23 protein-coding genes and 3 tRNA genes are annotated in these 25,655 nt (G+C 52.4%); 6 read left to right on the plus strand and 20 right to left on the minus strand.

What is annotated here, in order from left to right:
- Positions 1–2: 2 nt before the first annotated feature.
- Both ACQ0MK_RS05050 and parE read right to left on the minus strand, forming a co-directional pair.
- Positions 3–593, minus strand: coding sequence for a hypothetical protein (locus ACQ0MK_RS05050; protein ID WP_430475092.1), 591 nt, complete (start codon positions 591–593; stop codon positions 3–5).
- A gap of 164 nt (positions 594–757) precedes the next feature.
- On the minus strand, positions 758–2,740 hold the full coding sequence (parE, locus tag ACQ0MK_RS05055; protein ID WP_350041270.1) for a DNA topoisomerase IV subunit B: 1,983 nt from the start codon (positions 2,738–2,740) through the stop codon (positions 758–760).
- A 291-nt stretch (positions 2,741–3,031) separates the two neighbouring features.
- On the opposite strand from parE, the gene ACQ0MK_RS05060 reads away from it, so the two are divergent.
- Positions 3,032–3,457, plus strand: a complete 426-nt coding sequence (locus ACQ0MK_RS05060) for an acyl-CoA thioesterase (RefSeq protein WP_430475093.1) — start codon at positions 3,032–3,034, stop codon at positions 3,455–3,457.
- A gap of 71 nt (positions 3,458–3,528) precedes the next feature.
- Positions 3,529–3,948: a hypothetical protein gene (locus ACQ0MK_RS05065; RefSeq protein ID WP_430475094.1), complete on the plus strand. Its 420-nt coding sequence runs from the start codon at positions 3,529–3,531 to the stop codon at positions 3,946–3,948.
- A gap of 12 nt (positions 3,949–3,960) precedes the next feature.
- Here ACQ0MK_RS05065 and ACQ0MK_RS05070 read toward each other — a convergent pair whose 3' ends face one another.
- Both ACQ0MK_RS05070 and ACQ0MK_RS05075 read right to left on the minus strand, forming a co-directional pair.
- Positions 3,961–4,737 (minus strand): sulfite exporter TauE/SafE family protein, encoded by a 777-nt coding sequence (locus ACQ0MK_RS05070; RefSeq protein WP_430475095.1) that lies wholly within the window; start codon positions 4,735–4,737, stop codon positions 3,961–3,963.
- Between the two features lie 33 nt (positions 4,738–4,770).
- Entirely contained in the window at positions 4,771–6,699 is a 1,929-nt protein-coding gene (locus ACQ0MK_RS05075; RefSeq protein ID WP_430475096.1) for a primary-amine oxidase, read from the minus strand.
- Between the two features lie 357 nt (positions 6,700–7,056).
- Here ACQ0MK_RS05075 and ACQ0MK_RS05080 point away from each other — a divergent pair, with 357 nt between their 5' ends.
- Positions 7,057–8,082 (plus strand): AraC family transcriptional regulator ligand-binding domain-containing protein, encoded by a 1,026-nt coding sequence (locus tag ACQ0MK_RS05080; protein WP_430475097.1) that lies wholly within the window; start codon positions 7,057–7,059, stop codon positions 8,080–8,082.
- A 30-nt stretch (positions 8,083–8,112) separates the two neighbouring features.
- Here ACQ0MK_RS05080 and ACQ0MK_RS05085 read toward each other — a convergent pair whose 3' ends face one another.
- The 12 genes from ACQ0MK_RS05085 to ACQ0MK_RS05140 form a co-directional block, all read right to left on the minus strand.
- The gene (locus ACQ0MK_RS05085) at positions 8,113–9,162 is read right to left on the minus strand and encodes a dipeptidase (RefSeq protein ID WP_430475098.1); all 1,050 of its coding nucleotides are present in this window, start codon (positions 9,160–9,162) and stop codon (positions 8,113–8,115) included.
- An 11-nt stretch (positions 9,163–9,173) separates the two neighbouring features.
- The gene (locus ACQ0MK_RS05090; protein WP_430475099.1) at positions 9,174–9,938 is read right to left on the minus strand and encodes an ABC transporter ATP-binding protein; all 765 of its coding nucleotides are present in this window, start codon (positions 9,936–9,938) and stop codon (positions 9,174–9,176) included.
- A gap of 9 nt (positions 9,939–9,947) precedes the next feature.
- A complete protein-coding gene (locus tag ACQ0MK_RS05095) occupies positions 9,948–10,790 on the minus strand; it encodes an ABC transporter ATP-binding protein (protein WP_430475100.1) in 843 nt (280 codons plus the stop codon).
- A 3-nt stretch (positions 10,791–10,793) separates the two neighbouring features.
- Positions 10,794–11,726, minus strand: coding sequence for a nickel transporter permease (gene nikC / locus ACQ0MK_RS05100; RefSeq protein WP_430475101.1), 933 nt, complete (start codon positions 11,724–11,726; stop codon positions 10,794–10,796).
- A gap of 4 nt (positions 11,727–11,730) precedes the next feature.
- Entirely contained in the window at positions 11,731–12,798 is a 1,068-nt protein-coding gene (locus ACQ0MK_RS05105; RefSeq protein WP_350161298.1) for an ABC transporter permease, read from the minus strand.
- Positions 12,799–12,825: 27 nt separating this feature from the next.
- Positions 12,826–14,415: an ABC transporter substrate-binding protein gene (locus ACQ0MK_RS05110; protein ID WP_430475102.1), complete on the minus strand. Its 1,590-nt coding sequence runs from the start codon at positions 14,413–14,415 to the stop codon at positions 12,826–12,828.
- A 433-nt stretch (positions 14,416–14,848) separates the two neighbouring features.
- Positions 14,849–14,925 (minus strand) — tRNA-Asp (locus ACQ0MK_RS05115).
- 182 nt (positions 14,926–15,107) lie between these two features.
- Positions 15,108–15,184 (minus strand) — tRNA-Asp (locus tag ACQ0MK_RS05120).
- A 335-nt stretch (positions 15,185–15,519) separates the two neighbouring features.
- A tRNA-Asp gene (locus ACQ0MK_RS05125) sits at positions 15,520–15,596 on the minus strand.
- Between the two features lie 248 nt (positions 15,597–15,844).
- Positions 15,845–16,399: a transcriptional regulator gene (locus ACQ0MK_RS05130; protein WP_430475103.1), complete on the minus strand. Its 555-nt coding sequence runs from the start codon at positions 16,397–16,399 to the stop codon at positions 15,845–15,847.
- The gene (locus tag ACQ0MK_RS05135; protein ID WP_350042558.1) at positions 16,399–16,887 is read right to left on the minus strand and encodes a response regulator; all 489 of its coding nucleotides are present in this window, start codon (positions 16,885–16,887) and stop codon (positions 16,399–16,401) included. The genes ACQ0MK_RS05130 and ACQ0MK_RS05135 overlap by 1 nt, the downstream gene beginning before the upstream one ends.
- Before the next feature lie 283 nt (positions 16,888–17,170).
- Complete coding sequence (locus ACQ0MK_RS05140; protein WP_430475104.1) at positions 17,171–17,644, minus strand: deoxycytidylate deaminase; 474 nt, start codon at positions 17,642–17,644, stop codon at positions 17,171–17,173.
- Positions 17,645–17,934: 290 nt separating this feature from the next.
- Between ACQ0MK_RS05140 and pyk the strand changes: the two genes are divergently transcribed.
- From pyk to ACQ0MK_RS05155, 3 genes are all read left to right on the plus strand, one after another.
- A complete protein-coding gene (pyk, locus tag ACQ0MK_RS05145) occupies positions 17,935–19,353 on the plus strand; it encodes a pyruvate kinase (RefSeq protein WP_430475105.1) in 1,419 nt (472 codons plus the stop codon).
- Between the two features lie 393 nt (positions 19,354–19,746).
- Positions 19,747–21,237: a DUF2336 domain-containing protein gene (locus tag ACQ0MK_RS05150; RefSeq protein ID WP_430475106.1), complete on the plus strand. Its 1,491-nt coding sequence runs from the start codon at positions 19,747–19,749 to the stop codon at positions 21,235–21,237.
- Positions 21,238–21,242: 5 nt separating this feature from the next.
- Entirely contained in the window at positions 21,243–22,202 is a 960-nt protein-coding gene (locus ACQ0MK_RS05155; protein WP_430475107.1) for a hypothetical protein, read from the plus strand.
- A 41-nt stretch (positions 22,203–22,243) separates the two neighbouring features.
- Here the strand turns inward: ACQ0MK_RS05155 and ACQ0MK_RS05160 are convergent, their stop codons facing one another.
- The 4 genes from ACQ0MK_RS05160 to ACQ0MK_RS05175 form a co-directional block, all read right to left on the minus strand.
- Positions 22,244–23,044, minus strand: coding sequence for a substrate-binding periplasmic protein (locus ACQ0MK_RS05160; RefSeq protein WP_430475108.1), 801 nt, complete (start codon positions 23,042–23,044; stop codon positions 22,244–22,246).
- 114 nt (positions 23,045–23,158) lie between these two features.
- A complete protein-coding gene (locus ACQ0MK_RS05165) occupies positions 23,159–23,491 on the minus strand; it encodes a ribbon-helix-helix domain-containing protein (protein WP_350045586.1) in 333 nt (110 codons plus the stop codon).
- A 117-nt stretch (positions 23,492–23,608) separates the two neighbouring features.
- Positions 23,609–24,190 carry a DJ-1/PfpI family protein gene (locus tag ACQ0MK_RS05170; protein WP_430475109.1) on the minus strand — a complete coding sequence of 194 codons (582 nt, stop codon included), beginning with the start codon at positions 24,188–24,190 and terminating at the stop codon, positions 23,609–23,611.
- A gap of 193 nt (positions 24,191–24,383) precedes the next feature.
- A complete protein-coding gene (locus tag ACQ0MK_RS05175; RefSeq protein ID WP_430475110.1) occupies positions 24,384–25,364 on the minus strand; it encodes a mechanosensitive ion channel family protein in 981 nt (326 codons plus the stop codon).
- Positions 25,365–25,655 lie beyond the last annotated feature (291 nt).

Here is a 25,655-nt window from a genome sequence, read left to right on the forward strand (position 1 = left end):
CGTTAGCAAACCGCCATCATCGGGGAGCAGTATCTGTCGTTATTCTTGCGAAAATGCATCGGGAAGAGCTGATAGCTGATGGTGTCAGCACTGTTTCTAAGTTGCTGTTCGAAGTCAGCCTGAACGAAGCGTGCGCGGGTTCCCGAAATGATATCGTCGCCCGAACAGAAACCGAACCGGACAATCACCCGATCCGCAGTGCCATCCGTGCCAGTCGATTGCGGATCGGTGCAAAGACCATCGCGCATGGTGCTTTGGGTCGGGCTTACGACAACGACAAGACGGTTTTCGGGTTTGATCGTCTGATTGTCGGCGATGTCTGTGGTGTCGGTGACATAGGTCAGACGCGGCGCATAGCCGTGATTGGAAAGGGCGGTTGTCCATGTCTCATCGGGAAAGGTGTCATCCTGATCGACGATTTCAAGCATCATGATCTGGCTTGGAGCGCCCGCGACCTTGAAGCTTTGAACTTCACTGACATCGTAAAACGGGGCCTCGATAAGGGCAGTACTACATGCACTTAGCAGTGACACCGCGCCGAAAGCAGCAAGCGACGACATTTTACGAAGATTAAGCAGTCTGCGCGTGATCATTGGATTTCTCCTTTGACGGGTTTTTCTTATCTTACGGTCGCAAGGTCAAAGATGGATGACAAAAAACGTGAAGTCACGTCAATGTGACCATCTTGGGCGCACAGGTCCAGCACATAAAAAACCCGGCACATTGGCCGGGTTTTGAATTTGGTGTCTGTCTGAGATTAAACATCGATATCTTCGACGAAGCGGGCATGTTCCTGAATGAACTGGAAACGAAGTTCCGGCTTTTTACCCATCAATCGGGTGACCAGATCCTTGGTTTGACCGCGTTCATCGGGCAGAGCCGCATCAGGCAATGTCACACGCAGCAAGGTGCGTTTTTTATGCGCCATCGTGGTTTCACGAAGCTGCTGCGGGGGCATTTCACCCAGACCCTTAAATCGGGAGATTTCGACCTTGGACGGGTTTTTAAATTCGCCGTGCAAGATGGTTTCTTTTTCCGCGTCATCCATTGCATAGATCGATTTCCCGCCCTGGGTCAGGCGATACAGCGGTGGCATGGCAAGGTAAAGATGGCCGCTTTCGATCAATCCCGGCATTTCCTGATAGAAGAAAGTCATCAGAAGGGATGCGATATGCGCGCCATCGACGTCTGCATCGGTCATGATGATAACGCGTTCGTAGCGCAGATCACTGATGCGGAAATCAGACCCTGAACCGCAGCCAAAGGCCTCGATCATGTCTTTGATTTCCTGATTGGCCATCATCTTTTCGTAGGTCGCAGACGCTACGTTCAGAATTTTACCGCGCAGCGGCAAGACAGCCTGTGTTTCGCGATCGCGGGCCTGCTTGGCAGAACCACCTGCAGAATCACCCTCGACCAGGAAGATTTCAGTGCCGGCCGCAATGGAGCGCGAACAGTCGGCAAGCTTGCCCGGAAGACGCAGGCGGCGAGTGGCCGACTGACGTTTGGTTTCTTTCTTTTCCTTGCGGCGCAGGCGGTCTTCTGCGCGAAGGATAATGCGTTCAAGTAGCTTTTTGGCGTTTTCCGTATCGCCGGTCAGCCAATGGTCAAAATGGTCACGAACAGCGGTTTCAACCAGTTTGGTCGCACCCTGTGTGCCCAGTTTTTCCTTGGTCTGGCCCTGGAACTGCGGATCGGGAATGAACAGCGACAGCATGACAAAACCGCCACCAAAGATATCTTCGGCGGTGATGGCGGCGGCTTTTTTCTGACCGGTCATGTCGCCATATGATTTGATGGCCTTGGTCAGGGCATAGCGGAAACCGGCTTCGTGCGTGCCGCCAAGCGGGGTCGGGACGGTGTTACAGTAAGAATGGAAATAGCCTTCGCCGCTTTCGGGCCAGCCAATTGCCCATTCCACCCGTCCAGCACTTTCACTGAATTTTGCTTCACCGGCAAAGGGACGCTCGGTGATCAGCTCGCGGCCTTGCAACGTCATCTCAAGGTAATCGAGAATACCGTTGGGGAATTTCAGGACTTCTTGCTGCGGGGTCGGGTCGTCGCTTGTGAGCAAGGACGGATCAACCGACCAGCGGATTTCAACACCCTTATACAAATAGGCCTTGGATCGGGCCATGCGGAAAATGGTCGCGGCTTTAAGCTTTAAGCGCGAGCCGAAAATTTCCGGGTCCGGGCGGAAAATAACCGTCGTCCCGCGGCGGTTGGAAACCGTACCGCCATCCTGAAGGGGGCCCAAAGGGGTGCCTTTGGAATATTCCTGAAACACCAGTTTGCGATCACGCGCAACTTCGACGCGGAACATATCGGTCAGTGCGTTCACGACAGACATACCCACACCGTGCAAACCGCCCGATGTTTCATATGCCTTGCCCGAAAACTTACCGCCTGAATGCAGCGTGGTCAGGATCACTTCAAGGGCCGATTTATCTGGAAACTTCGGATGCGGGTCGGTTGGAATACCACGCCCGTTATCGCGGACAAGAACGGTGTTGTCCGGTTTCAGTTCCAGTTCGATCCAGTCAGCGTGCCCTGCGACAGCTTCATCCATCGAGTTATCAAGGATCTCTGCGACCAGATGATGCAATGCCGCATCATCCGTGCCACCGATATACATACCGGGGCGGCGTCGGACAGGCTCTAGGCCTTCAAGAACTTCGATATCCTTGGCGGAATAAGCTTGATCTGTGGATTGGTTTGAATCTTCAAAAAGGTCGGTCATGCCCCGGAACGCAACTTCTTTTATTGTTTTAAAACAAGGTCCATCGCCGCATATCTGTTTATCGATATTGAGGGGTTGGATGCCTCGACGTTAAACGAGTACCATATAGTTACTGGTCTGTGCCATATGTCGGTTAACACAGCCCATAAAAATGTGTTTTCACGTCCAATGCAAGGGGTGGTCTTTCAATGCGATCACATTTTCCTGGCAAGGCGCAGAAAACCGTGACCGGGAGGTCCAATAAAAAAATGACATGCTATATTGTGCATGTCGAAAACAGGAGTGAGCCTGATGGCGATTGAGAATGAGCAAACAAAAGCGGTCGAAAATTCCATGCCGCGCGGTGATCTATGTACCCGAACCTTGGCCATGCCTGCTGACACCAACCCAAGCGGGGATATTTTTGGTGGTTGGCTGATGTCGCAGATGGATATTGCCGGTGGTGTTTTGGCAAGCCAGATCGCCGAAGGCCGTATCGCAACCATCGCCGTTGATGGCATGACATTCCTGCGCCCGGTCTATGTCGGGGATACGGTATGTGTGTATGGCGATATCGAACGGATCGGCAATACATCAATCGTTCTGCATCTGGAAAGCTGGGTGCTGCGCCGCAATCAGCCACCCCGCATCAAGGTCACCGAAGCAACCTTTACCTTTGTCGCCATTGACGCCGAAGGCCGTCCGCGGCCGGTGCGGGTAGATGAGGCCGATGTATAAAACGACATCAAGGTGATTGTGCTACAAGTTCACAGAGAACCGGCAGTTTTATAATGACAGGAGCCCCGCCGATGAAATTCCAATACCTTGTTACCGCAATGGTCAGTTTGGTGTTTGCTGGTGGGGCTTTGTCGGGTTTACCCGTGGCCCACGCTGGCGAAGCCGATGTAGTTACGGCAAGTGCGACAAAGTCGTCAGACGGGACTTTTCGGTTCACAATCAGCGTTAAGCATGATGATACCGGTTGGGACCACTATGCCAATGCGTGGGACGTGGTGGGACCGGATGGCGCGGTTCTGGGCGTGCGGGAACTTTTGCACCCGCATGTCAATGAGCAGCCCTTTACCCGTGGCTTATCGGGCGTGAGAATTCCTGATAATGTTCACAGCGTTACCATTCGAGCCCGTGATTTGGTGCATGACTATGGCGGGGCGGAGGTGATGCTTGAACTTCCCAAGACTGTTGGGCAATCAACATCGGTTCCGAATTGATTGCAGGCTGATTTAGAATGTTAGGCAAAGTGCAATAAGGCTGCTTGCCGGTTCTACCATCGTAAAAAGCCCAATAGAGACTAAGCCAACCGCGATTGCCGTGCGCGCAATACTGGTGAGTTGATTTTGGTTGGCCCGCCCACGCAGAAAATTGATGCCAAGGGCGGCAAAGATAACCGCGGGCAAAGCCGCAATCGCAAAGCTTGCCATAAACAATCCGGCCTTGGTGCTTGAACCGGCCATCATGGCGGTTAACAGCGCATTATAAACCATAGCACAGGGCGTTAAGCCCAATGCCGCACCGATGGAAAATTTCCCCAATCCATTGCGAAACTGAGTTTGGCTGCGATGCGGTGTTCTGCGTCCTGCCGGTGCTTTAACCGCGTTGGGATCGCCCACAAATGCAGGTCGCATGGCGGTTTGAAACACTGTGGTTGGCAAATAACGATCCAGCCGGGCAAGGGCCGGGGCAATGCCGATGACGGCCAAACCGGCATAAATGACAAAGCCGCCTGCCAGCACCCGCATCACGGGTTGAAAGCCAGCGGTTAAAAGCAGGCTGTCAAACAAACCACCCAACCCACCGACGAGCATACCGGCAAGGATATAGGTCATGCTGCGCCCGGCCTGCATCAATAACAGGGTGCGAAACGGGTGTTGGTGAGGGGCTGTGTTGCGGTTGCCTGCCGCGAGGATGCTTGCGGCAATTGCCCCGCACATCCCCGCGCAATGCAGGCTACTGGCAAGCCCCATTAAAAGCCCGCTTATGATCACGTAGCTGATCGACATGGTTTGATGCCTTGCCTTGTTGACAGGGCGCTATCAGGCGTTTGCCGGGCAGCTTGCCTTGTTCTTTTCAGGCGGCAGGTTAATTGCCGGATTACCATCAAAGAAGCCCATCGGCATCAGTTTGAAACCGGTGGTGACACAGGGCTGAACCGGGAAATCTTCCATGCGGACCTGATGATGCAGGCCAAAGACATGCCACATCACAAGATCGCTGTTGGCAAGCGGTCGGTCCTGTTTGACGATTTCAGACAGGGCATCTTTGCCATCGGAATGGTTCATGAAATCACCGGCAGGGAAGCGTTCTTCGCTGTCATAGGCGGTGAACCAGACATGGTTCTGGATGAAACTTGCCCGTTTGCCCGATGGATAATCCGGGTTGATGAACGGTGTGACGCAATGGGTGGCATCAAGCTTGTAGCCCACGGGGCGACCGGTTTTGCCAAGTTTGTTGGGATTGACGACTTTCCAATATCGCTGGGTCGGTGGGTTGGCCTTGCGCGCGGCGGCAAGTTCGGTTTCAAGCACGGTTTCGGTTTCATAAAAGGCATTGCCATACGGGTTGGCGGGGCCGGGTTCATCGGCAAAGGTGTTACATTCAACCGCACTATTGGCATAGCCATCAATCGCCATATCAAGCCTTGCACACAAGATGTGTTGATGGATTTGACCAGCCACACCGGGCGATACTTCAACCGCGTATTTGCCCGGTTCGCCCGGAAGGCAAGCAGCCGTATTGATGATGCCGGTTGCCTTGACTTCAAATTCGATCATGCCATCAAGGAACAGATACCAATACAGGGCATATTCATAATTCCCGACCGTGCAGATGGTTGAAATAACAAGCTTTGCCCCGCGACGGGTTTCGGTGCGTTCGGTGCGAAAATCCATGTGTTTCCACAAAAGACCGGAATCTTCTTCGTGGATGCAGATGGCGTTTTCAATCGTCCAAGGTTCACCGTTCATGGTGTTCAGCGTGACATCAAGATATTTGATCACGCCAAGACAGTCACAGCCAAGGGTCAAAGAATTGGCCAGTTTGCCAATGCCGTATTCACCAATGTCAAAGACGTTTTTGCGGTAATGGCCGTTGTCGGGGCTGCCATAAGGCACCGTCATTTCAACAATTGATGCCCGGTGAATGATTGGGCGATCATTGAATTTAATGTCATGGAGGGTCAGGGATTCACGGGCGTTAAAGCCAATCACCAATTCCCAATTGCGCCATTTGATTTTGTTGCCATCAAGGGTGAAATTAACACCTTCGGGCTGAACAACATTGATCGGTTTGGCTTTGGGTTGGAATTCGTCTTCGGTGAAGAAATCGGCTTCGTAATTAACTTCGGCCTCGGGAATTGGCGCGCCACCATAATCATCAACCCGGATGACTTCCTTGGACAGAAGATCAACAACCGCGTTTAGGCCTTCGATCGGGTTGGCGTAGAAGTTGCTGTTTTCGCGTTTGCGCAGCCAGCAGAAAATATGGGCCAGATGGCGGCCTTCTTCGCCGGGTTTATCGAAATTACCCGCTGACCACGGATCAACGCACACCATCGACATATCGGTAATACCGCGTTTTTTACACGCAGCGATAAAAGTCGGGTCAGAACAGACGATGTCTTCGATTTCGACAAACTGTTCAAGCTGGATCATCGGGCGTTTGCCCGGCAGTTCTTTTGCTGAAATGATCTTTTCATCATCAATACTGATCACGAGTTTGGTGACGCTGACCTTGGTGGCGTCAAATACATTGACCCGCGCCTTGCGCTTGATCGGGTCGCCGGGGGTGAAGTAAGCCAATTCCGCCTTTTCCGGTTCCATCAGCTCGATGGTTTCAAAGCGGGTATTGTCACCATATGGCGGGTCTGCGCGGACGATGTCGGCGACCTTGGTGATTTCATCGGCGGTCAGGGGCTGAAGCGGGTGGGTGACTTCGGCCTTTTCACTGCTGCAACATTTATCCATTCTTTTTCTCCCTGTTATGGGTGGTAAACACGCCTGCTCAACCGAATTGATCGGGCATGGCTGTTTAAATTCCGCGTTGGTGGCGCGCGGAGGGCTTTGAATGGACGTTGTTTCCTAGACTTCAGGCAATTGCCGAAAAACGCGTTTTGACCATCGGGGGATGTCGAATGTCGCGAGTTCCCTGATCGGCAGTTTTGTATTTTTCTATTTCCAGAACGCTACCCAAATGCAGACCGGCTGTATTTGACATTTGGTGCCAAAATGAACCGCAGCACTGGTGTTGCAGGGCGGATTGTCATTCAATTGGCACGTCAATTGAATGCAGGTCTTTAGGAAAAGCCATGGAATGGATAACCCATGAAACGTGTTTCGGGTGCCATTGACCGTTCGGTTCTAAACAGCGTGATGGGGATGCTTGGGAAATCGGGCATTGATCACGTCGGGCTTTCTGCGCGCGCAGGGTTGGGTGGGGCTGGGCTTTTTATCTCGCCGCAATCAACACCCTTGATGATTTTTACCACCATGTTGGAACTGGCATCGGATGCGACCAATGATCCGGCATTGGGATTAATGCTTGGAGATACATGGGGTTACCGGGGGCTTGGTAAACATGCCGAGATGGTTTTGACCGCCCAGACACTTGGCCACGGGCTTGAAAAATTTGCGCGTTTCTTTCCAACCTTGCAGGGCAGCACATCTTGTAGTTTGTCGGTCGAAGATGGTCAGGCAAAGCTATCCTACCGCATTGCCGAGCACGCGGTTCGGACCCGAACACAGGATGCAATTTTCAGCGAAGCATCATTTCATTCGTTACTGTTGGCAGCACTTGGACACGATTGGCAGCCTAACTGCATTGATTTTGAACACCGAAATGACCGTGGATTAAGCACTTTTCGCCATCACTTTGGCTGTCAGGTGCGATTGGGGCAGCGCGAGAACGCGATTTTCCTGCCAGCAGAACTTTTAAATAAGCCAATGAAGCAGGCCAATTCAGAACGGCACTGGCAGTTGGTCAATGCACTGCAATCATGTGCCAGTAACTTGCAGCAGAATGTTGATTTGCCGACGGCCACCAAGGCATGGATTGTCGCGACCCTGTGTCGTCATTGTCAGATTGATGTTCACGACGCTGCCGACGAATTTTCCATGAGCCTGCGCAGTTTTCAGCGGGAGTTGGATATGGCTGGAACAAGTTTCAGGTCTATTCGTGATGAAGTGCGCGGTGGGATCGCAAGCGACATGCTGCGCCTAACCAGTTTTCCGATCCCCGACATTGCCGAACATCTTGGCTATAGCGAGCTTTCTGCATTTAGCCGTGGTTTTAAATCTATGACCGGAACGTCACCGGGGCAGTTCAGACGTGAACTGCCCCGGCCGGTTTAGGTTTAATTGATTTTGGCGGTGTGCGTGTGTCTACCAGCTTGCCTTGGCCACACGGACGAAGTTTTCACCCATGATTTTGTCGACGTCATCGGTTGAGTAGCCGATTGATATCAAGGCGTCGGCAAGGGCAGGGAGCTTGCGCGGGTCAAACACGGCAGCACCGCCTGCACCGGGGCCATAGCCGCTTGTGACCGGCCAGTAATGGGCGCGGTCGACGCCATCGGGGAAGTCATCACATCCGGCGACGGACGGCATGGTATCAAGCCCGATGCCGACATGATCGATCCCGACCAGTTTCACGGCATAGTCGATATGTTTGATCATATCGGGGACTTCCGGCGCGTTGTGCGATTTGATAAACCGCTGGAACCCGCAAATGCCGATTACCCCGCCGGTATCGGCGCAAGCCTTGATCTGTTCATCATCAACGCAGCGTTCATGCCCCCCAAGCACCTTGGGGTTGGCGTGGCTGAATACGACCGGTTTGGTCGATACGCGCATGATATCAAGCGAGCTTTGCCGTCCGGTGTGCGAACAATCCATAATCATGCCACTGGCATTGACCGATTTGACCATTTCAACGCCAAGATCGGTCAGCGGGATATCAACATCGTGACAGCCGCCCGCGACCGAATTGTTGCGGTTATAGGCAAAGTGGATTTGTTTGACGCCCAACTTGGCAAAGACCGGCACCATTTCGGGCATATCTTGGAGCATCACCGAGCCTTCAAGATCAAACCCGACACCCAGCAGCCCCTTGGATTTGGCAATGGCCAGATCATCGAAACTTTCGATCTGCATGTATTTGTCGGGGTGGGCTGCGATCTTGGCACGGAAAGCGGCGATCACGCGCAGGATGTGCGCAACAGAGTTCATATCCATGCCGACATTGACGCAGACATAATCAATCTTGCCTGCGACATAGGTATCAAGCAGGTCGATCGGTGTCTTTTGATCAAGCGGCAGACAGGCATGGGCATCCCAGGTGAAGGCCGGGATATGCTTGCGCTGGTAATTGGTAAGGTTGCTGTCGGCAGGGGCGAAGGGCGTTGCAAAGCTGTGGGCGGTGGCGTTTGTCATGGTATCTCCGTTCAGTCCCAATCAACAAAGGTATCGACCACGGCGCGGTCATAGCCGCCAGCGGCTTTATAAAGCTGTTGGGAATAGGGGTGTTCAAGCGTTCCCTCGGCAAGCTGTTCGGCGGTGGCCCGTTCGACAATGCGGCCATGGTTCATGATGGCGATATCGTCGCACATGTGGGCAACCACGGCGAGATCGTGACTAACCATGACATAGGTTAGGCCAAGTTCACGGCGCAAACGCCCCAGAAGATTAAGGACTTCGGCCTGAATAGAGACATCCAGTGCCGATGTCGGTTCATCGAGGAGCAGGATTTTTGGTTCCAGAATAAGCGCACGCGCAATCGCCACACGTTGGCGTTGACCACCCGATAACTGATGGGGATAGCGGAAACGAAATGCGTTATCGAGCCCGACCTGATTTAGCGCCTCGACCACGCGGGAATCGGAATTGCCAAGCCCGTGAATATCAACCGGTTCGGTCAGAATGCGGTCGATGGTATGGCGGGGATGGAGGGAACCAAACGGGTCCTGAAACACCATTTGCACCAGACGGTAAAAGGACTTGTCGCGCTTATCGCCCAGTTGCTTGTTATTGACGACAATGTCGCCTTCCCAGTCATCGACAAGACCGGTGATGGTGCGAAGGACCGTCGATTTGCCCGAACCGGATTCGCCGACCAGACCAAATGATCCGTTTTCAGGGACTTTGATATCAACATCTTTGAGGACGTGATTGTCATCGAACCAAGCATTCAACTTACTAATTTCGATCATGGTGTTTTCTTATCCCTCTGCCCAGCTTGCTTCGCGTTCAAGGATCGGCAGATCGGAATGATCACCATCCATTTTCGGCAAGCAGTTCAAAAGGCCCTTGGTATAGGGGTGTTTGGCATTGTGCAGTTCGGATGCACGGATTTCTTCGACAACATGGCCCTGATACATCACCAGAACCCGGTCGCAGAAACTTGAAACCAGCTGCAAATCATGGCTGATGAAAATCAATGCCATGCCGCGATCACGCACCAGATCATCCAAAATCGCCATGACTTGAAGCTGAACCGTGACGTCCAATGCGGATGTCGGTTCATCGGCAATGATCAATTCCGGATCTGGGATCAGCATCATCGCGATCATGACGCGTTGGCCCATGCCGCCCGATGTTTCGTGCGGATAGGCGTTAAAGACGCGTTCCGGGTCGCGGATTTTAACGGCTTCAAGCATCTCTAACGCGCGGCGTTTGGCTTCTTTGGCGTTGACCTTGTGATGTTCGCGGTAGGCCTCGATGATTTGATCGCCAATGGTCATGACAGGGTTTAGCGAATATTTCGGGTCCTGCATGATCATGGAAATGCGCGCACCACGGACCTTGCGCCATTGTTTTGGCGTCAGGGTCGCCAGATCAAGGTCGTGGAACTTCATTTCATCGGCGGTGATGCGGCCATTGGCCGCGGTCAGGCCAAGGATGGCCCGCCCGGTCTGGGATTTGCCCGAACCGGATTCGCCAACAATGCCAAGACGTTCACGGCCAAGTTCAAAGGACACACCGCGCACAGCATTGACCGTGCCCTTGGGTGTATCAAAGGTCACTTCGAGGTTTTTGACCGATAGAAGGGTTTCGTTGCTCATGGATCAATCTCCGCCGCGTGGATCAAGAACATCACGCAGGCCATCACCCAGAAGGTTGAAGCCCAGGCTGACGACGAAAATGGCAAGGCCGGGAACGGTGGCAACCCACCACTGTTCAAGCAAGAACTGACGACCATCAGAGACCATAGCGCCCCATTCTGGCATCGGTGGCTGTGCGCCAAGACCCAGGAAACCAAGACCGGCCGCAATCAGGATCATCCCGGCCATATCAAGGGTGACACGCACGACAAGCGAACTCATGCACATCGGTGTGATGTGACCAATGATCAGGGCAAAGTTCGATGTGCCCTGAAGGCGGGCGGCTTCGATAAAGTCTGATTTGCGAACGGTGATGGTTTCCGCCCGGGCAATACGGGCATAGGGCGGCCATGCGGTAATCGCGATGGCCAAAATGGCGTTTTCAATGCCCGGTCCGAGGGCCGAGACAAAGGCCAGTGCCAAAATCAGTTTCGGGAAAGCGAGAAAGATATCGGTGATGCGCATCAAAACCGAATCAACCCAACCGCCAAAGAATCCGGCAGCCGTTCCAACCAGAAGGCCAAGCGGGGCGGCGGTAATGGCGACAAGCCCGACAATCAGCAAGGTATATTGCGCACCGTAAATCAGACGCGACAGAATATCGCGGCCCAATTGATCGGTTCCGAACCAGTGTTCGACACTTGGCGGTTGAATGCGGTTGGTAAGATCGGCTGCCAGCGGATCATAGGGGGCAAGCAACGGGGCGAAGATCGTCACCAAGATCAAGCCCATGACGACCGAAAGGCCGATCATGGCCAGTTTGTTTTCCGAAAACTTGATCCAGCCCAGCCACGCACGGCCACATTTGGCCTGAAAGCGCGAATGGGGTGTATCCGAGGTCAGCCATTGTTTCAGACCGGGTTTTGCGGATTTGGAGATATCTGTTTGTGTGGTCATCTTCTTATCTCCGCGCCCGTGGATCAAGCAGGCGATACAGCACGTCTGAAAGCATATTTACACTGATAAAGACCGCACCAACGACAACCGTGCCACCCAGAACCGCATTCATGTCGGCATTGAGCAACGAGTTGGTGATGTAAAGACCAAGGCCCGGCCAGGCAAAGATGATTTCGGTCAGAACCGACCCTTCGAGCAGGTTGGCATAAGACAATGCAATCACGGTGACCAAGGGCACCATGACGTTGCCCAATGCATGCCGCCAGATGATGCGATGTTCGGATATACCTTTGACCCGTGCGGTCAGAATGTATTCCTGACTAAGCTGTTCAAGCATGAAGGACCGGGTCATGCGGGCAATATAGGCCAGCGAGAAATAGGCAAGGATGGAGGCGGGCAGAACAATATGTGACACCGCATTCCAGAACAGGTCCATGTCGCCTTCGATCAGGGTATCAACCAGCATCAGGCCCGTGGTCGGTTCAATGAAATCCATATAGAACGAATCAAGACGTCCCGGACCAGCGACCCAATCAAGCTTCATGTAAAAGACCAGAAGCCCCATCAGACCGAGCCAGAAGATCGGCATGGAATAACCGGCAAGGCCAATGACACGGACCAAATGGTCTGGCCATTTACCTTTGTTGATCGCGGCAAAAACACCGGCCGGAATGCCGATGATGACACCCATAATGGTCGCAATGGTTGCCAGTTCAAGGGTGGCGGGGAAGACGCGTTTAATGTCTTCGATCACCGGGTTGGCGGTTAAAACCGACTGACCGAAATTTCCCTGAAGGACATTGGAAATATAAATAAAGAATTGCTGCCAAAGTGGCAGGTTAAGCCCCATTTCTTCGCGCACCCGGTCATAGACCGCTTGTGGGGCACGATCACCGACGGCGGCCAATACCGGATCGATCGGTAGAACGCGACCAATCAGGAATGTAACCAGAAGCAGGCCAAAAAATGTGATGGCCAGCGAAAAGACAATGCGCAGGAAGCTTGCAGCTTTGCCAGAAGAGAGACGGGCGCGTGTGCGCCCGTCTCGGTTTTTGCGTGTAACAGCGGACATTACGACCGTTGTCTCCTTCGTCAAAAATTAGTCTTTGGTCACAAAACGATAATAGTTGTTATCGAACGACGGGCCGAGGACGAAGTTGTTGACGTTACCGCGCATGGACGCGATTTCAGTTTCCTGGAACATCACAACAAACGGACCGTTTTCGAGAACCTGTTTCTGCAGGTCAACATACATGGCAGCACGTTTTGCATCGTCACGTTCAAGGGTTGCTGCATCGGTTTCTGCGGTCAGAGCACCAGCATCCCACGCATTACGCCATGCAAGCGGTTTTGCAGATGCATCGTCGGAGTTATCCGGGTTCCACGCAAAGGTCGATGCGTTGGTGTGCGGATCCTGATAATCCGGGCCCCAGCGACCGATATAGATGTCGTGCTGACGTGCGCGGTATTTGGTCAGGGTCTGTTTGCCATCGCCCGGAATGATTTCCAGATTGATGCCAGCCTGTGCCCAGGTTGCCTGAATCGACTGCGCCATTGCCATGATCGCGGTGGTGTTACGCGTATCCATGGTCACGCTGAAACCGTCAGCCAGGCCTGCTTCTGCGAGAAGCGATTTGGCTTTTTCGATATCAAGGCTGTATGGGTTTTCGTTATAGGCACCAAGGAAGCCTTCAGGCAGGAAGGCCTGATGGATTTGCGAACGACCGGCGAGAATGGTTTCAGAAATACCTTTGTAATCGACAAGATATTTCAGAGCTTCGCGGACTTTCGGGTTCGACAGATATTCATTTTTCTGCGACAGGCCAAGATACCAAAGTGCACCTTTACCCTTGGACATCAATTTGATGTCGTCGTCGCCCTTGATCGATGCCAACTGGTCAGCTTCAAGGTTACGGGCAATATCAATGTCGCCTTTTTCCAGAAGAAGCTGCTGCGATGCTGCTTCTTTGACGCTACGGATGATGACGCGCTTCATAGCTGGTGCGCCGTCCCAGTAATCGTCATTTGCGGTCAGGCTGAGGCTTTCACCCGCGGTCCATTTGTTCAGTTTGAACGGGCCGGAACCGGCATAGTTGGTTTTCAGCCATTCATGACCAAGGTCGCCATCAACTTCATGGGCAAGAACTTCTTCTTTGTCGACAACGGCACCGACACCTGCGGTCAGGCAATACAGAACGAAGCTTGGTGCGTATGGTTTGTCGAGTTCCATGACCAGGGTCGACTCATCGGTCGCACGGATTTTTTCTTTGACGTTGTCAGCCGTCAGGCCGAACTGTCCAAGAATGAAGGCCGGAGACTGATCGAGCAAAATCACGCGCTGTAGCGAGAAGGCCGCGTCTTCGGCAGTCAGGTCATTGCCCGATGCGAATTCAACGCCGTCACGGATTTTAAAGGTGAAGGTCTTGCCGTCTTCGGAAACTTCCCAGCTTTCTGCCAGAACGCCATAGATTTTCGATACGTCGTCATTATCGAAACCAATCAGGCGGTCATAAGTGTTGCCGGCATATTCCGCGCCCGAGAATTCGAAAATCTGGGCCGGATCAAGTGTGATGATGTCATCAATCGCGAATGCCATGACAAGGGCATTTTTAGGCGTTTCAGCCTGTGCCGCCATTGGAGCAGTCGCGAGTGCGGTCCCCATGACCAGCCCTGCAATTAGTTTGCGCATGATGCGCCTCCCGTTTTGTTGTTGTGGGACTGCAGGCCAAGGCGAGGACTGTAGGGAAGGAAACAACAACCCACTGGTGAAAGGGTAAATATCAATCAGCCACGCAGTTTGCCGGTTCATGCCCACAGGCCCAAAAGTGGGGCGGCCTGCAAGTACTTCGTTTAATGCGTGTAAAGGTGAGCATAATTTATACGATTAATCAATGACCAGACGGTCAGGAATGCTGCAAAAATGCCCAAATGCCAGATTTTATCTGAATTACAAATCGGAAAAGTTGATTAACTGCCAACAGTTGTGCGCATGCATTGTAATCGTGCTGTCGGGTTGGTCTTTATGAAGATGGCAAGGGTGGGGGAATGATTTTTGAGACAAAAAAAGCGCCAGCGGAAAACCGCGGCGCTTCTTTTTGTACGTCATTCCCATTGGGAGGGAATGGCGCGAGTGACGAGACTTGAACTCGCGGCCTCCGGCGTGACAGGCCGGCGCTCTAACCAACTGAGCTACACCCGCATGGTGCGTGGCGCGGTTTATATAAAGACCACCCAAAGCTGGCAAGTGTTTTCTGACAGATTTTCCAAAGAAAAATACATCACGGAATGTGGTCTCGGATTTGGTGGGGGATATTTGAAAAACAAAAAAGCACCAGCGGAAAAACCGTGGTGCTTTTTTGTTTCATTCCCATCGGGAGGGAATGGCGCGAGTGACGAGACTTGAACTCGCGGCCTCCGGCGTGACAGGCCGGCGCTCTAACCAACTGAGCTACACCCGCATGGTGTGTGGCGCGGTTTATATAAGGGGTGGCACACTCTGGCAAGGGCTTTTTTGCAAAAAAAAAGAACCTGTGTATTTCGTGCGGCAAGGAATCAAAAAATATCCTCTGATAACAAATGGTTATGCTTTTAAACACGGGGGCAGAAATTGAAGATTTTTCGCGCCCATTCCAAGATTGGTTTTGGCCGATGTTACGGGTTTTACCGAGGGGTTGCCAAGGGAGGGGCGCGGTCATGAACCAAGCCGGTCATGACGGCTGATTTTTGAGACAAAAAAAGCGCCAGCGGAAAACCGCGGCGCTTCTTTTTGTACGTCATTCCCATTGGGAGGGAATGGCGCGAGTGACGAGACTTGAACTCGCGGCCTCCGGCGTGACAGGCCGGCGCTCTAACCAACTGAGCTACACCCGCATGGTGCGTGGCGCGGTTTTTAGCAGCCGGTCACTAGGGGCGCAAGCGGTTTTTCAGCAGGAATATAAATTTCTTTCGATGTTCTTCCATGGGTAGAACCTGTTGCGCGGTTTGGTGCGTCAGGGTTCCGGGGTAGCGGCCCGGACGCCGTTAAACATCGCAGCGCAGAGCAGAGGCCGCGATTGAATGAGGAGCGGGAATTTTGGGGGGAGGGATAGCGCAAGGAGGCTCTCCTTGCGTTTAAATGTCTATTCGCGGGGCTTTTCGTAGCGCTCTGCCAATTTGGTCAGGGCGGCAACGGTTGCCTGTTCAACGGTCGAGCCAAAGCCGGTCACGCGGCCCGCCAGAATGACGTAGAGCGAGTCAATATGGAGCTGGGAAACAAGCAGCTGTTTTTCGTTTGCTGTTGTGCGATCTGCGACGAAATTTTCCATCGATTTGGCGATCTGGGTCATCAGCGGATACTGGAAGGTCCCGCCAAGGGCCTTGACCGAATAGGCCAGATCGGAACAGGCCGTAACGGCATCAGGTCGTTTGCTTTTGTCGCCTAGTGCCTGAATGACCAAGCGGCGGCAATCCATCAGATCTTTGCCGACGTCGCGGACAAACGTTTCGGAACTGCGTTGAACAACCTGTTCAAGTTCTTCAAGCTGTTCTGGCGACAGATTAATGTCAAAACCATTGATGAAATTGACAGCCCGCTGCTTTAAATCAGTCTGAGCAGGGATAATCTGAACGTGTTTCTTTTTCTTCGGTTCTTCCGGCTTCACGATTGCTCCGCTTCCCCAGTCAAAGTGGGTCATTATAGGCTCCTACGATCAGGGCCATCAAACTGGACCTGTCTGCGACGTCGATCGGGACCGAAATACGTTCCGGTGTTCACAAAAACGCGCGGCCGGGCAATGACCGAAACCAATCGGCTATAAAGTGCCTTGGCATTAAACGGTTTGGCAAGAAATTCCGTAACGCCAAGGTCGCGCGCGGTCGTCACATATTTATGTTCCGAGTGTGCGGTAAGCATAATCACCGGAACAAACCGGTTCGGTGAATTGGTCGAATTGCGCATGACGTCAAGGAACTCAAGACCGTCCATGCCACGCAGTCGCCATTCACAGACTACAATATCGATTTTCTCGCTGCGCAGAATCTCAAAGGCATCATTCGGCGTTTTGACACGCTGAATGTGACTGGCACCGAGATATGCCAGTGTGTCGTAAACTACCTGAGCTGAAATCTTGTCCCCGTCAACGATCAGAAAACTGATTTTACTAAAGTCGATTTTCGCGTTCATCCGGCCTCGTTTCCTGAGCATCATAACGAATTGCGTCGCTGTTCAGGCCCCCAACAGCAGCAAATCACATATATTGCTGTTGTATAAACCCTTATACCTTTGTCTGGTTTCCAGCAAGATCAAACCGTATCCGGCTTGGATTGGAAATCTGACAAATACTGACGTTCAGCCAGTTGGTAGTATTGAACAATTGACGTTTTAGTCTTGTTTTTATTGGTGCTCGTGTCCGGCTATTAGCCCACCTATATTGGGAGGAATGGGCAATAGTAAAGGGGCAGATATTTTATTTCATTGGTTCGGTTGTTCCATCACCATCAATGACTTGTACGGCAACACCTGACTCCTCGAACATTTCGGTCGAGATTTTCATATCCTGTTCCCAGCGTTCAAGAAAATCGTTGGTCAGTTTGCTTCTATCGACGAAGACTTCGCCGATCCCGGCCTGAATGATGGCGCGTGCGCAATCGCAGCACGGGAAATGTGTCACATACAGCGCACAGCCATCAAGGGACGTTCCGGTATAGCTGGCGTTATAGATCGCGTTGCGTTCGGCATGTTCGGTATAGGCGTATTTTTCAGGACGCTGATGGCGGCTTTCGACCTCATCATCAACGCCGCGGGGAAACCCGTTATAGCCAACAGCGCGGATTTCTTTTTTCGGGCCGATGACGACGGCACCGACCTGCGTGCTGCGATCTTTTGACCAGTCTGCGATGTGGGCCGCAAGACCAAGAAAACGATGATGCCATTTATTCATTGAAAGGGGCCCTGTCTGCGTCAATGTAATAGATCAGTGTGCGTAGCCGTTCGACATGCGTTTCATGCGCGGCTTTTGTTCTTTAAAGAGGGTGCTTCTTGTCATTGTCCAGTGAAAAATCACATTTTTGTAAAGGCTTTTAATGAAAAGTTCCTGTTCAAATAGAGGCTGATTGATTATTAAGGGGGTACCCCCAGAAAAATATCAGGACGCTCTTGACGCCTCGCCGCAGATGCAGGCCGATGTGGCAAGGGCTGATGTGTAAACCAAATAACAAGAGGTAGCAGCCGATGCGCCGTCAACGTAAGGCGAAAATCATCGCGACCCTGGGGCCGGCAAGTTCAAAGCCAGAGATCCTTGAGAAAATCGTACAGACAGGTGTGGATGTGTTCCGCCTGAATTTCTCGCATGGGGAACACTCAGAACATCTGGCCCGGTTTGAAGCCATCCGTGCTGTCGAACAGAAGCTTGGCCGCCCAATCGGGATTTTGATGGACCTTCAGGGCCCCAAAATCCGTGTCGGCACCTTTGCCGATGAAGAAATCGTGCTTGAAGCAGGCGACACGTTCAAATTCGATATGGATAAGACGCCGGGCGACAACAAGCGCGTTGCCTTGCCCCATCCCGAGGTTTACGCAGCCCTGAAACCGGGCGCAAACCTGTTGCTTGATGATGGCAAGCTGCGTATGCGCGTTGAAAAATGCGATGATAAATCCGCAGAATGCACCGTCATTACCGGTGGGCCATTGTCCAACCGTAAGGGTGTAAATCTTCCGGACGTCATGTTGCCGATGTCGCCGCTGACCGAAAAGGACCGTATCGATCTTGATTACGGCCTGGAAATGGGGGTTGATTTTGTAGCCCTTTCATTCGTTCAGCGTCCCGAAGACGTTGCAGAAGCCCGCAAGATTATTCAGGGCCGTGCGGCCATTGTTTCCAAACTGGAAAAGCCGCAGGCGATCGAACATCTTAACGAGATTGTCGATCTGTCTGACATGATCATGGTTGCCCGTGGCGATCTGGGTGTTGAATGCCCGCCAGAAGATGTGCCGATCTTGCAGAAACGCATTATCAAGGCGTGCCGCGAAGCTGGCAAACCCGTGATCGTTGCGACCCAGATGCTTGATTCGATGGTGTCAAACCCGGCACCAACCCGTGCAGAAGCATCCGACGTTGCGACCGCCATTTATGACGGTGCCGATGCGGTAATGTTGTCGGCGGAAAGTGCTGTTGGTAAATACCCGCTTGAAACCGTTTCGATCATGGACCGCATCATGGTGCGTGTTGAACAGGATGAGCTGTATTACCGCATGCGCGATGCCAACCGTCCTGATCCGGAACATAACGCCCCGGATGCGATCAGTGCTGCGGCCCGTCAGGTTGCAGGAACCATTGGTGCCAAAGCGGTTGTGACCTATACTACGTCTGGGTCGACATCGCTTCGTGCAGCGCGCGAACGCCCGGAAGTGCCGATTTTGGGTCTGACTCCGAAAATCCAGACTGCGCGTCGGATGACATTGTGCTGGGGCGTGCATGCGGTGTTTACCCGCGATGCGACCAACTTTGCCGAAATGGTTGGTATTGCATGTGAAGTTGCCCAGCGCGAAGAGTTTGCCAAGACAGGCGATTCGTTGGTGATTACTGCAGGTGTGCCGTTCGGGACGCCGGGTGCGACCAATATTTTGCGCATTGCGTGGCTGTCGAACTAAGCCATTGGCGCACAATCGATACATTTATGTTTTGCAACGGGCGGCCATTTGGTCGCCCGTTTCTTTTGGCGCGTGTGGCGCGCGATGCATGGGGCCGCGTTAATTCAGCCGCATTAAGGGGCAGGTGAGGGCGGAATAGACTTGGTTGGCATAGGGCGGGCTCTGTATTGTTAATGTTTTTTTGAGTCTTTGCGTTGATAGTCTATCGGTGATCAAGGCTGTATCTAATGGATTCAGTTTTGATGTTGGGGACTTAAATTTAGACGTCTTGTCTGGTTGTGTATCACTGTCAGTTCCGGTTAAACTGTTCTGACAAAACATAAAAATGATCGTGTCAGTTTAAACTGATGCTTATATGCCGCCAGGCACGGGACCAGGGGAATAGCTGCGATAATGCTGAGTTGGATGTTCAATCGGCAGAAAAACACAGGCGACGCGGGGCTTGATGATAAAGCCACAGCGAAGCTTCGTGATCTTGCGGACGCCGTCCGTACAGTCGCACCTGATGCATTTGGCTCAGATGCTAGTGGAACCCGTGGTCGTTCGATCCCGCGCAAAAAATCTTCTGATGAAATGGCAGACCCATCGGGTCTTGAACATGCAGCGCGTCTTTCCACTGAAATGGCATATGCCGAGGATGAAGACGACGACGCACCAGATTTCGACAGCGACGTTCGTATGGATGTGGCCCGGCGCCTGCGCCGCCATCTAAATGATGTGAGCCCGTCTGATCGACTTGAAATGGTCGACGAATTCGTCGCCGCCATTGCCAATATGAGCGATTGTTTCCGCCCGCAGGTCATTACACTGATCGAACAGGAACTTGGCCATACGCCGTATATGACCCGTCAGGCTGCAACGCGCCTGCGTCAGGATATTCAGGCGATTGGTCGTGTGTCGATTGGTGAATATGTCGAGCTTTTAAGTGATTCCGATTTCCTTGATATCATGCGTGGGCGTGGTGAGTTTGTTCAAACCGCCGCCGAACGTGCGCGCGCCGAACTTGAAGCGGCTGCCAATGCACGATTGATTGAACAGCAAGCTGAAAAAGAAAAAAGCAGCTTGCTGAACCGATTGCTGTCTTCTGACGATGCACCGCGCAATGTTGTGTCGATGGCACCGCATTTTGCTGAACGCAAATTAGATAAGCCAAAAGCACCAGCCAATGATCTGTTAGGCGGGCAAAATCGTACCTCGCGACAGGCGCAGCGCCGGATCGCACATTTCATTATGGCATCCTTGTTTGATACTCTGGTTGAGCAGGGCCGTATGCGTACCGAAGTTGCGCGTGCCTTGCGCCAGTCTGTACGTCAGCGGATTGAAAAGGCCCGGTTTGAAAACCGGACACCAATTCATGCGATGGATGACGGTATGTCGATCGATGTCACAGATGATGTGATGATGGATCAGGACAGTACAGCGGCATCAAACGAGAAGATGACGATTGATCAGTACATTCTTGATGCGGTGTCGCGAAATGATGACGCGCTGGTGGTGCAGTCACTTGCGCATTACGCGCAGATTCCGATCAATGCAGTGTCAAAAATCCTTGATTCCGGTAGTGCACGGGCAATAACCGCCCTTGCATGGCGTGCGGGCATGACGGCACCGTCTGCGGTGGTCTTGCAGATCAGCAACGGTATCCCGGAAGCCAATATCGAAAGCCCGGCTGCGGGTGGGCGCTTTGCCATGTCCTCTGCGGATATGGATTGGTATATCGATTTCTTTAACGATATGAAGCCTGCAACCGCACGGACCCGTGTTGAAAAAGAAACCGTCACGCCAAAACGGACACAGAATATTCGTCCGCGTGCAGGCCGCAATAATGGTGGTCTTGAAGGACTGGTCTCTGACAAAAGACCCAAGGGTCTTAAAGGAGACTGAGTGCCATGAACAGACATCACGGCATCTCATATGACGGGCTGAAATATGCCCTGAACATCAAGGAAAGCTATCAAAGCGGCGAGCCGCTTACCGTCATGGGGGCAGCCAAACAGCCGCGCCTTTTGATGCCTGAGCACCTGCTGAGCAATGATCTTGCCTTGATGCAATATGATGATCCTTTGGCCTTGGCCGTGATTGCAACCCGCGATCCTGAAAGCCCGATGGCGCTTGCCGCGGCCATTCGAATGGGGCCGCATGCCAAATGCAAGGAACTGATTACCGGCGTCTTTGAAGTTGTGTCTGATGCAACCAAGCATGAACTGGTAGCCGATTGCGCCAAGCTTCTGACCAAGAACGCCTTTAGCCCCGAAGCCTTCCACCTCGTCCGCACGCGTGCATCGAACCATGTTGTCGAAATTCGCGAAGCTTATCGCCGGGCGATGGCGGGCAATTTGCGGGCTTTGCTTGATGGCAAAATGGCGGCACGTGAATTCGTTGAAGAATTTATCGAACTGGCATCCAACGGCAATTTGCGGATTGATATTTATCGTCGGCTGGTGATGAAATTGATGCGCTCTGACGCAGTGCGTCCGAGTGTGAAATTCATGCTTCTTGAACGGCTTGACCGTTTCCCGCAGATGGTGAAGCTGCAGATTGTTAACGAAGTTAACTCTGCCCCCGAGACGCCGGAATATCTGACGTTAAAGCAGGAATTGCGCTGGATCTATGATGCCAAGCAAAAACAGCAAAATCCGCAAGCATCGACCAAAGCAACGGCATCGCACCCGTCTGCTGCCGATCTGATGAGCCGTTCACAGATTGATTTTGGGGCGGCAGCGGGAATGCATCGCCGCAACAGCGTGATCAAGCCAGCAGAGCCGTCCTTAAACCGGTATGCCGCCAATCCACCGATTATGCGCAGCGGTGGATTTAGCTCGCGCGAGCTTTCTTCCTGGCTGAACTGATCCAACCAAACCCATCCGGTCAAAACGAAATTGTCCTGATCCTAGTTGATCTGCTGTTCTGTTGATTCGATATCGCGGACAGCGTCTTTGATCACCCGTTTGACGATACGTTCGTGCGTTCCATCTTCAAAAATATCGGCCAGCGCATTGTTGATCGGAGTGAGCAGATGGCTCTTGCCCAGTGTCTTGGGGATGCCAATATAGTTTGCGTCAAGTTTGTAGGCTGGTGAGATGATGACAAAATCATCCTTATGGCGGGTTAACCAGTTATTGCTTGCCATGACACTGGCAAAGGCGATTTTCCCCGGGCTGAGAAGGACAGCATCAACCCGCCCTTGTGCCAGCATCAGCATCTGTCCGGTTCTGTCGGAGGACTCAAGCACATTTAGCAATCCCAGAGTTCGGGCATGTTCAAAATCATCGCCATATGAAGCACCGCGCTTTACGCCAATGGTGTAGCCGCGCATGCTGTCGAGCCCTTCAAACAAAAAGGCGCTTTCCCGGTTGGTGACAAAAACCAGTTCATCGAAATACATCGGTTCGCTGTAATCGAAAGTAATTTGGCGTTCCTGGGTTTTTGACAGTCCGATGATGGCACCCATGCCCTTGCGGGCAGATTCATACGCCCGGTTCCAGGGTACGAAGGAATAGGTGAATTCAATACCGGTGCGCCGAGTGACTTCGTTCAAAACTTCGATATTCACACCTTGCGGCGCGCCATCAGCATCCAGCCAGTTTTTCGGTAGTGCATTGTCGTCGGCAAAGATATGTAAGGACTCGCCAGCCTGAAGAGCCGAGCTCAGGGACATCAAAAAGCATATGAGGACGACAAATTGTTTCACTGAGGCTCCGAAAATGTTGGATGCGGGAGCTCAGACTTAACCCGTACGGGGAGGCTGATCCTGTTAGCATATACGCATCTTCGGTTCGTGATTAAATGCCGTGGCGTAAAAAACTCAGCCTGCTTTGCGCGACGATGCGGAATTTTGCTGTGTTGCCGTGGGAGCCGGAACATCTTTAAGGCGCCCTGCCTGCTTTTCCAGATACACAGTGCAGATCACGCGCAACAGCGATGCGAAATTTGGAATGTCGCCGCGTTGGGTAACGACTTCATCGTGGATTTTGCCAAGAAACTGCGGGGTGGTGAAGCCTTCACCAGACGCGATTTCATCAAGAATTTGCCAGAAGCGCAGTTCAAGACGCAGGCTGGTTACCATACCGTGGATACGGATGGACCGGCTGACACATTGATAAAGTTCTGGTTCGGTCCCGGAATAGATTTGACACATTTGGACGGCCTTTCCTGTCATCACTGAGGCGCAAGCAGCCAACAGCTTTCTGTAATGGGCAGGACCATGGTCAGACAAATGTCGCCCAAACGCAATCAGCGATTGGGCGACACAGGATCACAAAGTGATTTTGGTGCCAAGCACGACTAGGAAAGCAGCCATCCATTTCGGATGTGCTGGCCATGCCGGCGCGGTGACAAGGTTTGCATCGGTGCAGGCATCATCAATGGCGATATCGGCATAGATGCCACCACCCAGTTTTACTTCGGGGGCGCAGGCAGGATAGGCCGATACACGGCGTCCCTTGATCACGTCGGCTGCGGCCAACAGCTGTGCGCCATGGCAAACCGCGGCAATCGGTTTGCCAGCATCGTTGAAATCACGGACCAGACGAATAACGTCTTCGTTCAGGCGCAGATATTCCGGGGCACGGCCGCCCGGGATGACAAGCGCGTCATAGTTTTCTGCGCGTGCCGATGAAAAATCGGCATTCAGTGCAAAATTATGGCCGCGCTTTTCGCTGTAGGTTTGGTCGCCTTCGAAATCATGGATGGCGGTTGCGATGGTATCGCCGGACTTTTTATCCGGGCAGACGGCATCAACGTGATGGCCGACAGCAAGCAACGTCTGGAACGGAACCATGGTTTCGTAATCTTCGGCATAGTCGCCGGTAATCATGAGAATTTTTTTAGCAGACATTTTAGATCCTCCCGCTTGTTATGAAGTGCCATTCAAGGGCGATGGAACTATACGCCTTGTTGATAGAGGGTGGGTAACAGCGGGGTACTACGTGGGCAAAGTACCGATAAATTTGATCAAAGACCGTTGTGATTGAGCATAAAAAAAAGAGGCCCAAGCGGACCTCTTTTTAAAATCAGGTGGTTTTGACCAATCAGCTTTTGGCTGTGGGGGTGGATTTTGCAGATGTTGATTTGGGGGCTGTTTTGGTCGCTGATTTCGCTGTAGATGCGCGCGAACGGGTGGCCGGTTTCTTGGCTGGTGCTTTTGCAGCAGGTTTTGCTGCTATTTTCGTAGCACTGGCGGTTTCCGGCGTTTCCTTGATGTGAAGATCGCGCTGCGGGAACGGGATCGAGAAGCCGGCAGCTTCAAGTTCCGTTTTTGATTTGCGGGTCAGATCAAAGAAGGCAGGCCAGAAGTCAGCCGTGGCAACCCAGCCACGTGCGGTCAGATCAACGGAGCTTTCACCAAGGGTGGCAACGAAGCTCATGGGTTCCGGGTCTTTGAGAACGCGTGGGTCAGATGCGACCAGTTTCGTCAGGAATGCGAGTGCTGCATCGACATCATCGTCATAGGAGATACCCACTTTGATATCGAGACGACGGGTCGGGTTGCGGGAATAGTTTTTGATCGCACTGTTCCAGATCTGCGAGTTTGGCGCAGAAATGAAGACACCATCTGGTGTTTTAAAGAGAGTGGTGAACAGGGTGATTTCAACAACGGTTCCTGAAACCGATCCGGCTTCGACAAATTCGTCGATTTTAAGCGGGCGCAGGATCAAGATCATCACGCCAGCGGCAATGTTTGACAGCGTTCCCTGCAATGCCAGACCAATCGCGAGGCCGGCGGCACCGAGAACTGCGATGATGCTGGTTGTTTCGACGCCGAAGTTTGAAAGAACGGCGACAAGGACAAATACCAAAATCGCATAGCGTACAATACTTGAGGCCAGCGGTTTTAGGGTCGAATCAACAAATTTTACATTTTTAAGAGAATGACGCACTAAAGCGGCGGCGCGACCGGCAACCCACCAGCCAACAATAAGAATAAGAATTGCGCCTAGCAGGTCCATGCCAAAGCCCAGCGCAAATTCCTTCAGCATTTCTGTGATTGTCGATACTTCAGTGTCGATCATTTCAACCTCGTCCGCTCTGTGTCATTGTTTTAGGGGCAAGACCTAGTAATTTGGTTCGAATGGTCAATCAGATTGTGCGAATACGCGACACAAGGGCACAAAAAATATATATCTTTTAAGCTTTTGTGACATATCTGTGCGTAATATCCGGCTGACTTCTTGAGGCAGGCGTTATATTTGCCAATTCCTGCGTCAAATTTTTTGCCCAAGGAAACTCTGCACACTACGGGTTTCCATGTATTTCGCAAATATAACGTCTGCCATCCAAATCAAATTAGTAGATCTTGACCC

It is taken from the genome of Thalassospira lucentensis (genome assembly GCF_050516545.1).
GTDB lineage: Bacteria > Pseudomonadota > Alphaproteobacteria > Rhodospirillales > Thalassospiraceae > Thalassospira > Thalassospira lucentensis_C.

Bases quoted from the DNA above. Each gene is read 5' to 3' on its own strand.
- ACQ0MK_RS05085 (WP_430475098.1), bottom strand. From the start codon at position 9,162: ATGACAAACGCCACCGCCCACAGCTTTGCAACGCCCTTCGCCCCTGCC.
- pyk (WP_430475105.1), top strand. From the start codon at position 17,935: ATGCGCCGTCAACGTAAGGCGAAAATCATCGCGACCCTGGGGCCGGCA.
- ACQ0MK_RS05075 (WP_430475096.1), bottom strand. From the start codon at position 6,699: ATGGATAAATGTTGCAGCAGTGAAAAGGCCGAAGTCACCCACCCGCTT.
- ACQ0MK_RS05155 (WP_430475107.1), top strand. From the start codon at position 21,243: ATGAACAGACATCACGGCATCTCATATGACGGGCTGAAATATGCCCTG.
- ACQ0MK_RS05165 (WP_350045586.1), bottom strand. From the start codon at position 23,491: ATGTGTCAAATCTATTCCGGGACCGAACCAGAACTTTATCAATGTGTC.
- ACQ0MK_RS05080 (WP_430475097.1), top strand. From the start codon at position 7,057: ATGAAACGTGTTTCGGGTGCCATTGACCGTTCGGTTCTAAACAGCGTG.
- ACQ0MK_RS05140 (WP_430475104.1), bottom strand. From the start codon at position 17,644: ATGAATAAATGGCATCATCGTTTTCTTGGTCTTGCGGCCCACATCGCA.
- ACQ0MK_RS05065 (WP_430475094.1), top strand. From the start codon at position 3,529: ATGAAATTCCAATACCTTGTTACCGCAATGGTCAGTTTGGTGTTTGCT.
- ACQ0MK_RS05135 (WP_350042558.1), bottom strand. From the start codon at position 16,887: ATGAACGCGAAAATCGACTTTAGTAAAATCAGTTTTCTGATCGTTGAC.
- ACQ0MK_RS05095 (WP_430475100.1), bottom strand. From the start codon at position 10,790: ATGAGCAACGAAACCCTTCTATCGGTCAAAAACCTCGAAGTGACCTTT.
- ACQ0MK_RS05110 (WP_430475102.1), bottom strand. From the start codon at position 14,415: ATGCGCAAACTAATTGCAGGGCTGGTCATGGGGACCGCACTCGCGACT.
- ACQ0MK_RS05105 (WP_350161298.1), bottom strand. From the start codon at position 12,798: ATGTCCGCTGTTACACGCAAAAACCGAGACGGGCGCACACGCGCCCGT.
- ACQ0MK_RS05130 (WP_430475103.1), bottom strand. From the start codon at position 16,399: ATGACCCACTTTGACTGGGGAAGCGGAGCAATCGTGAAGCCGGAAGAA.
- ACQ0MK_RS05150 (WP_430475106.1), top strand. From the start codon at position 19,747: ATGCTGAGTTGGATGTTCAATCGGCAGAAAAACACAGGCGACGCGGGG.
- nikC (WP_430475101.1), bottom strand. From the start codon at position 11,726: ATGACCACACAAACAGATATCTCCAAATCCGCAAAACCCGGTCTGAAA.
- ACQ0MK_RS05090 (WP_430475099.1), bottom strand. From the start codon at position 9,938: ATGATCGAAATTAGTAAGTTGAATGCTTGGTTCGATGACAATCACGTC.
- ACQ0MK_RS05050 (WP_430475092.1), bottom strand. From the start codon at position 593: ATGATCACGCGCAGACTGCTTAATCTTCGTAAAATGTCGTCGCTTGCT.
- ACQ0MK_RS05070 (WP_430475095.1), bottom strand. From the start codon at position 4,737: ATGTCGATCAGCTACGTGATCATAAGCGGGCTTTTAATGGGGCTTGCC.
- ACQ0MK_RS05170 (WP_430475109.1), bottom strand. From the start codon at position 24,190: ATGTCTGCTAAAAAAATTCTCATGATTACCGGCGACTATGCCGAAGAT.
- ACQ0MK_RS05060 (WP_430475093.1), top strand. From the start codon at position 3,032: ATGGCGATTGAGAATGAGCAAACAAAAGCGGTCGAAAATTCCATGCCG.
- parE (WP_350041270.1), bottom strand. From the start codon at position 2,740: ATGACCGACCTTTTTGAAGATTCAAACCAATCCACAGATCAAGCTTAT.
- ACQ0MK_RS05175 (WP_430475110.1), bottom strand. From the start codon at position 25,364: ATGATCGACACTGAAGTATCGACAATCACAGAAATGCTGAAGGAATTT.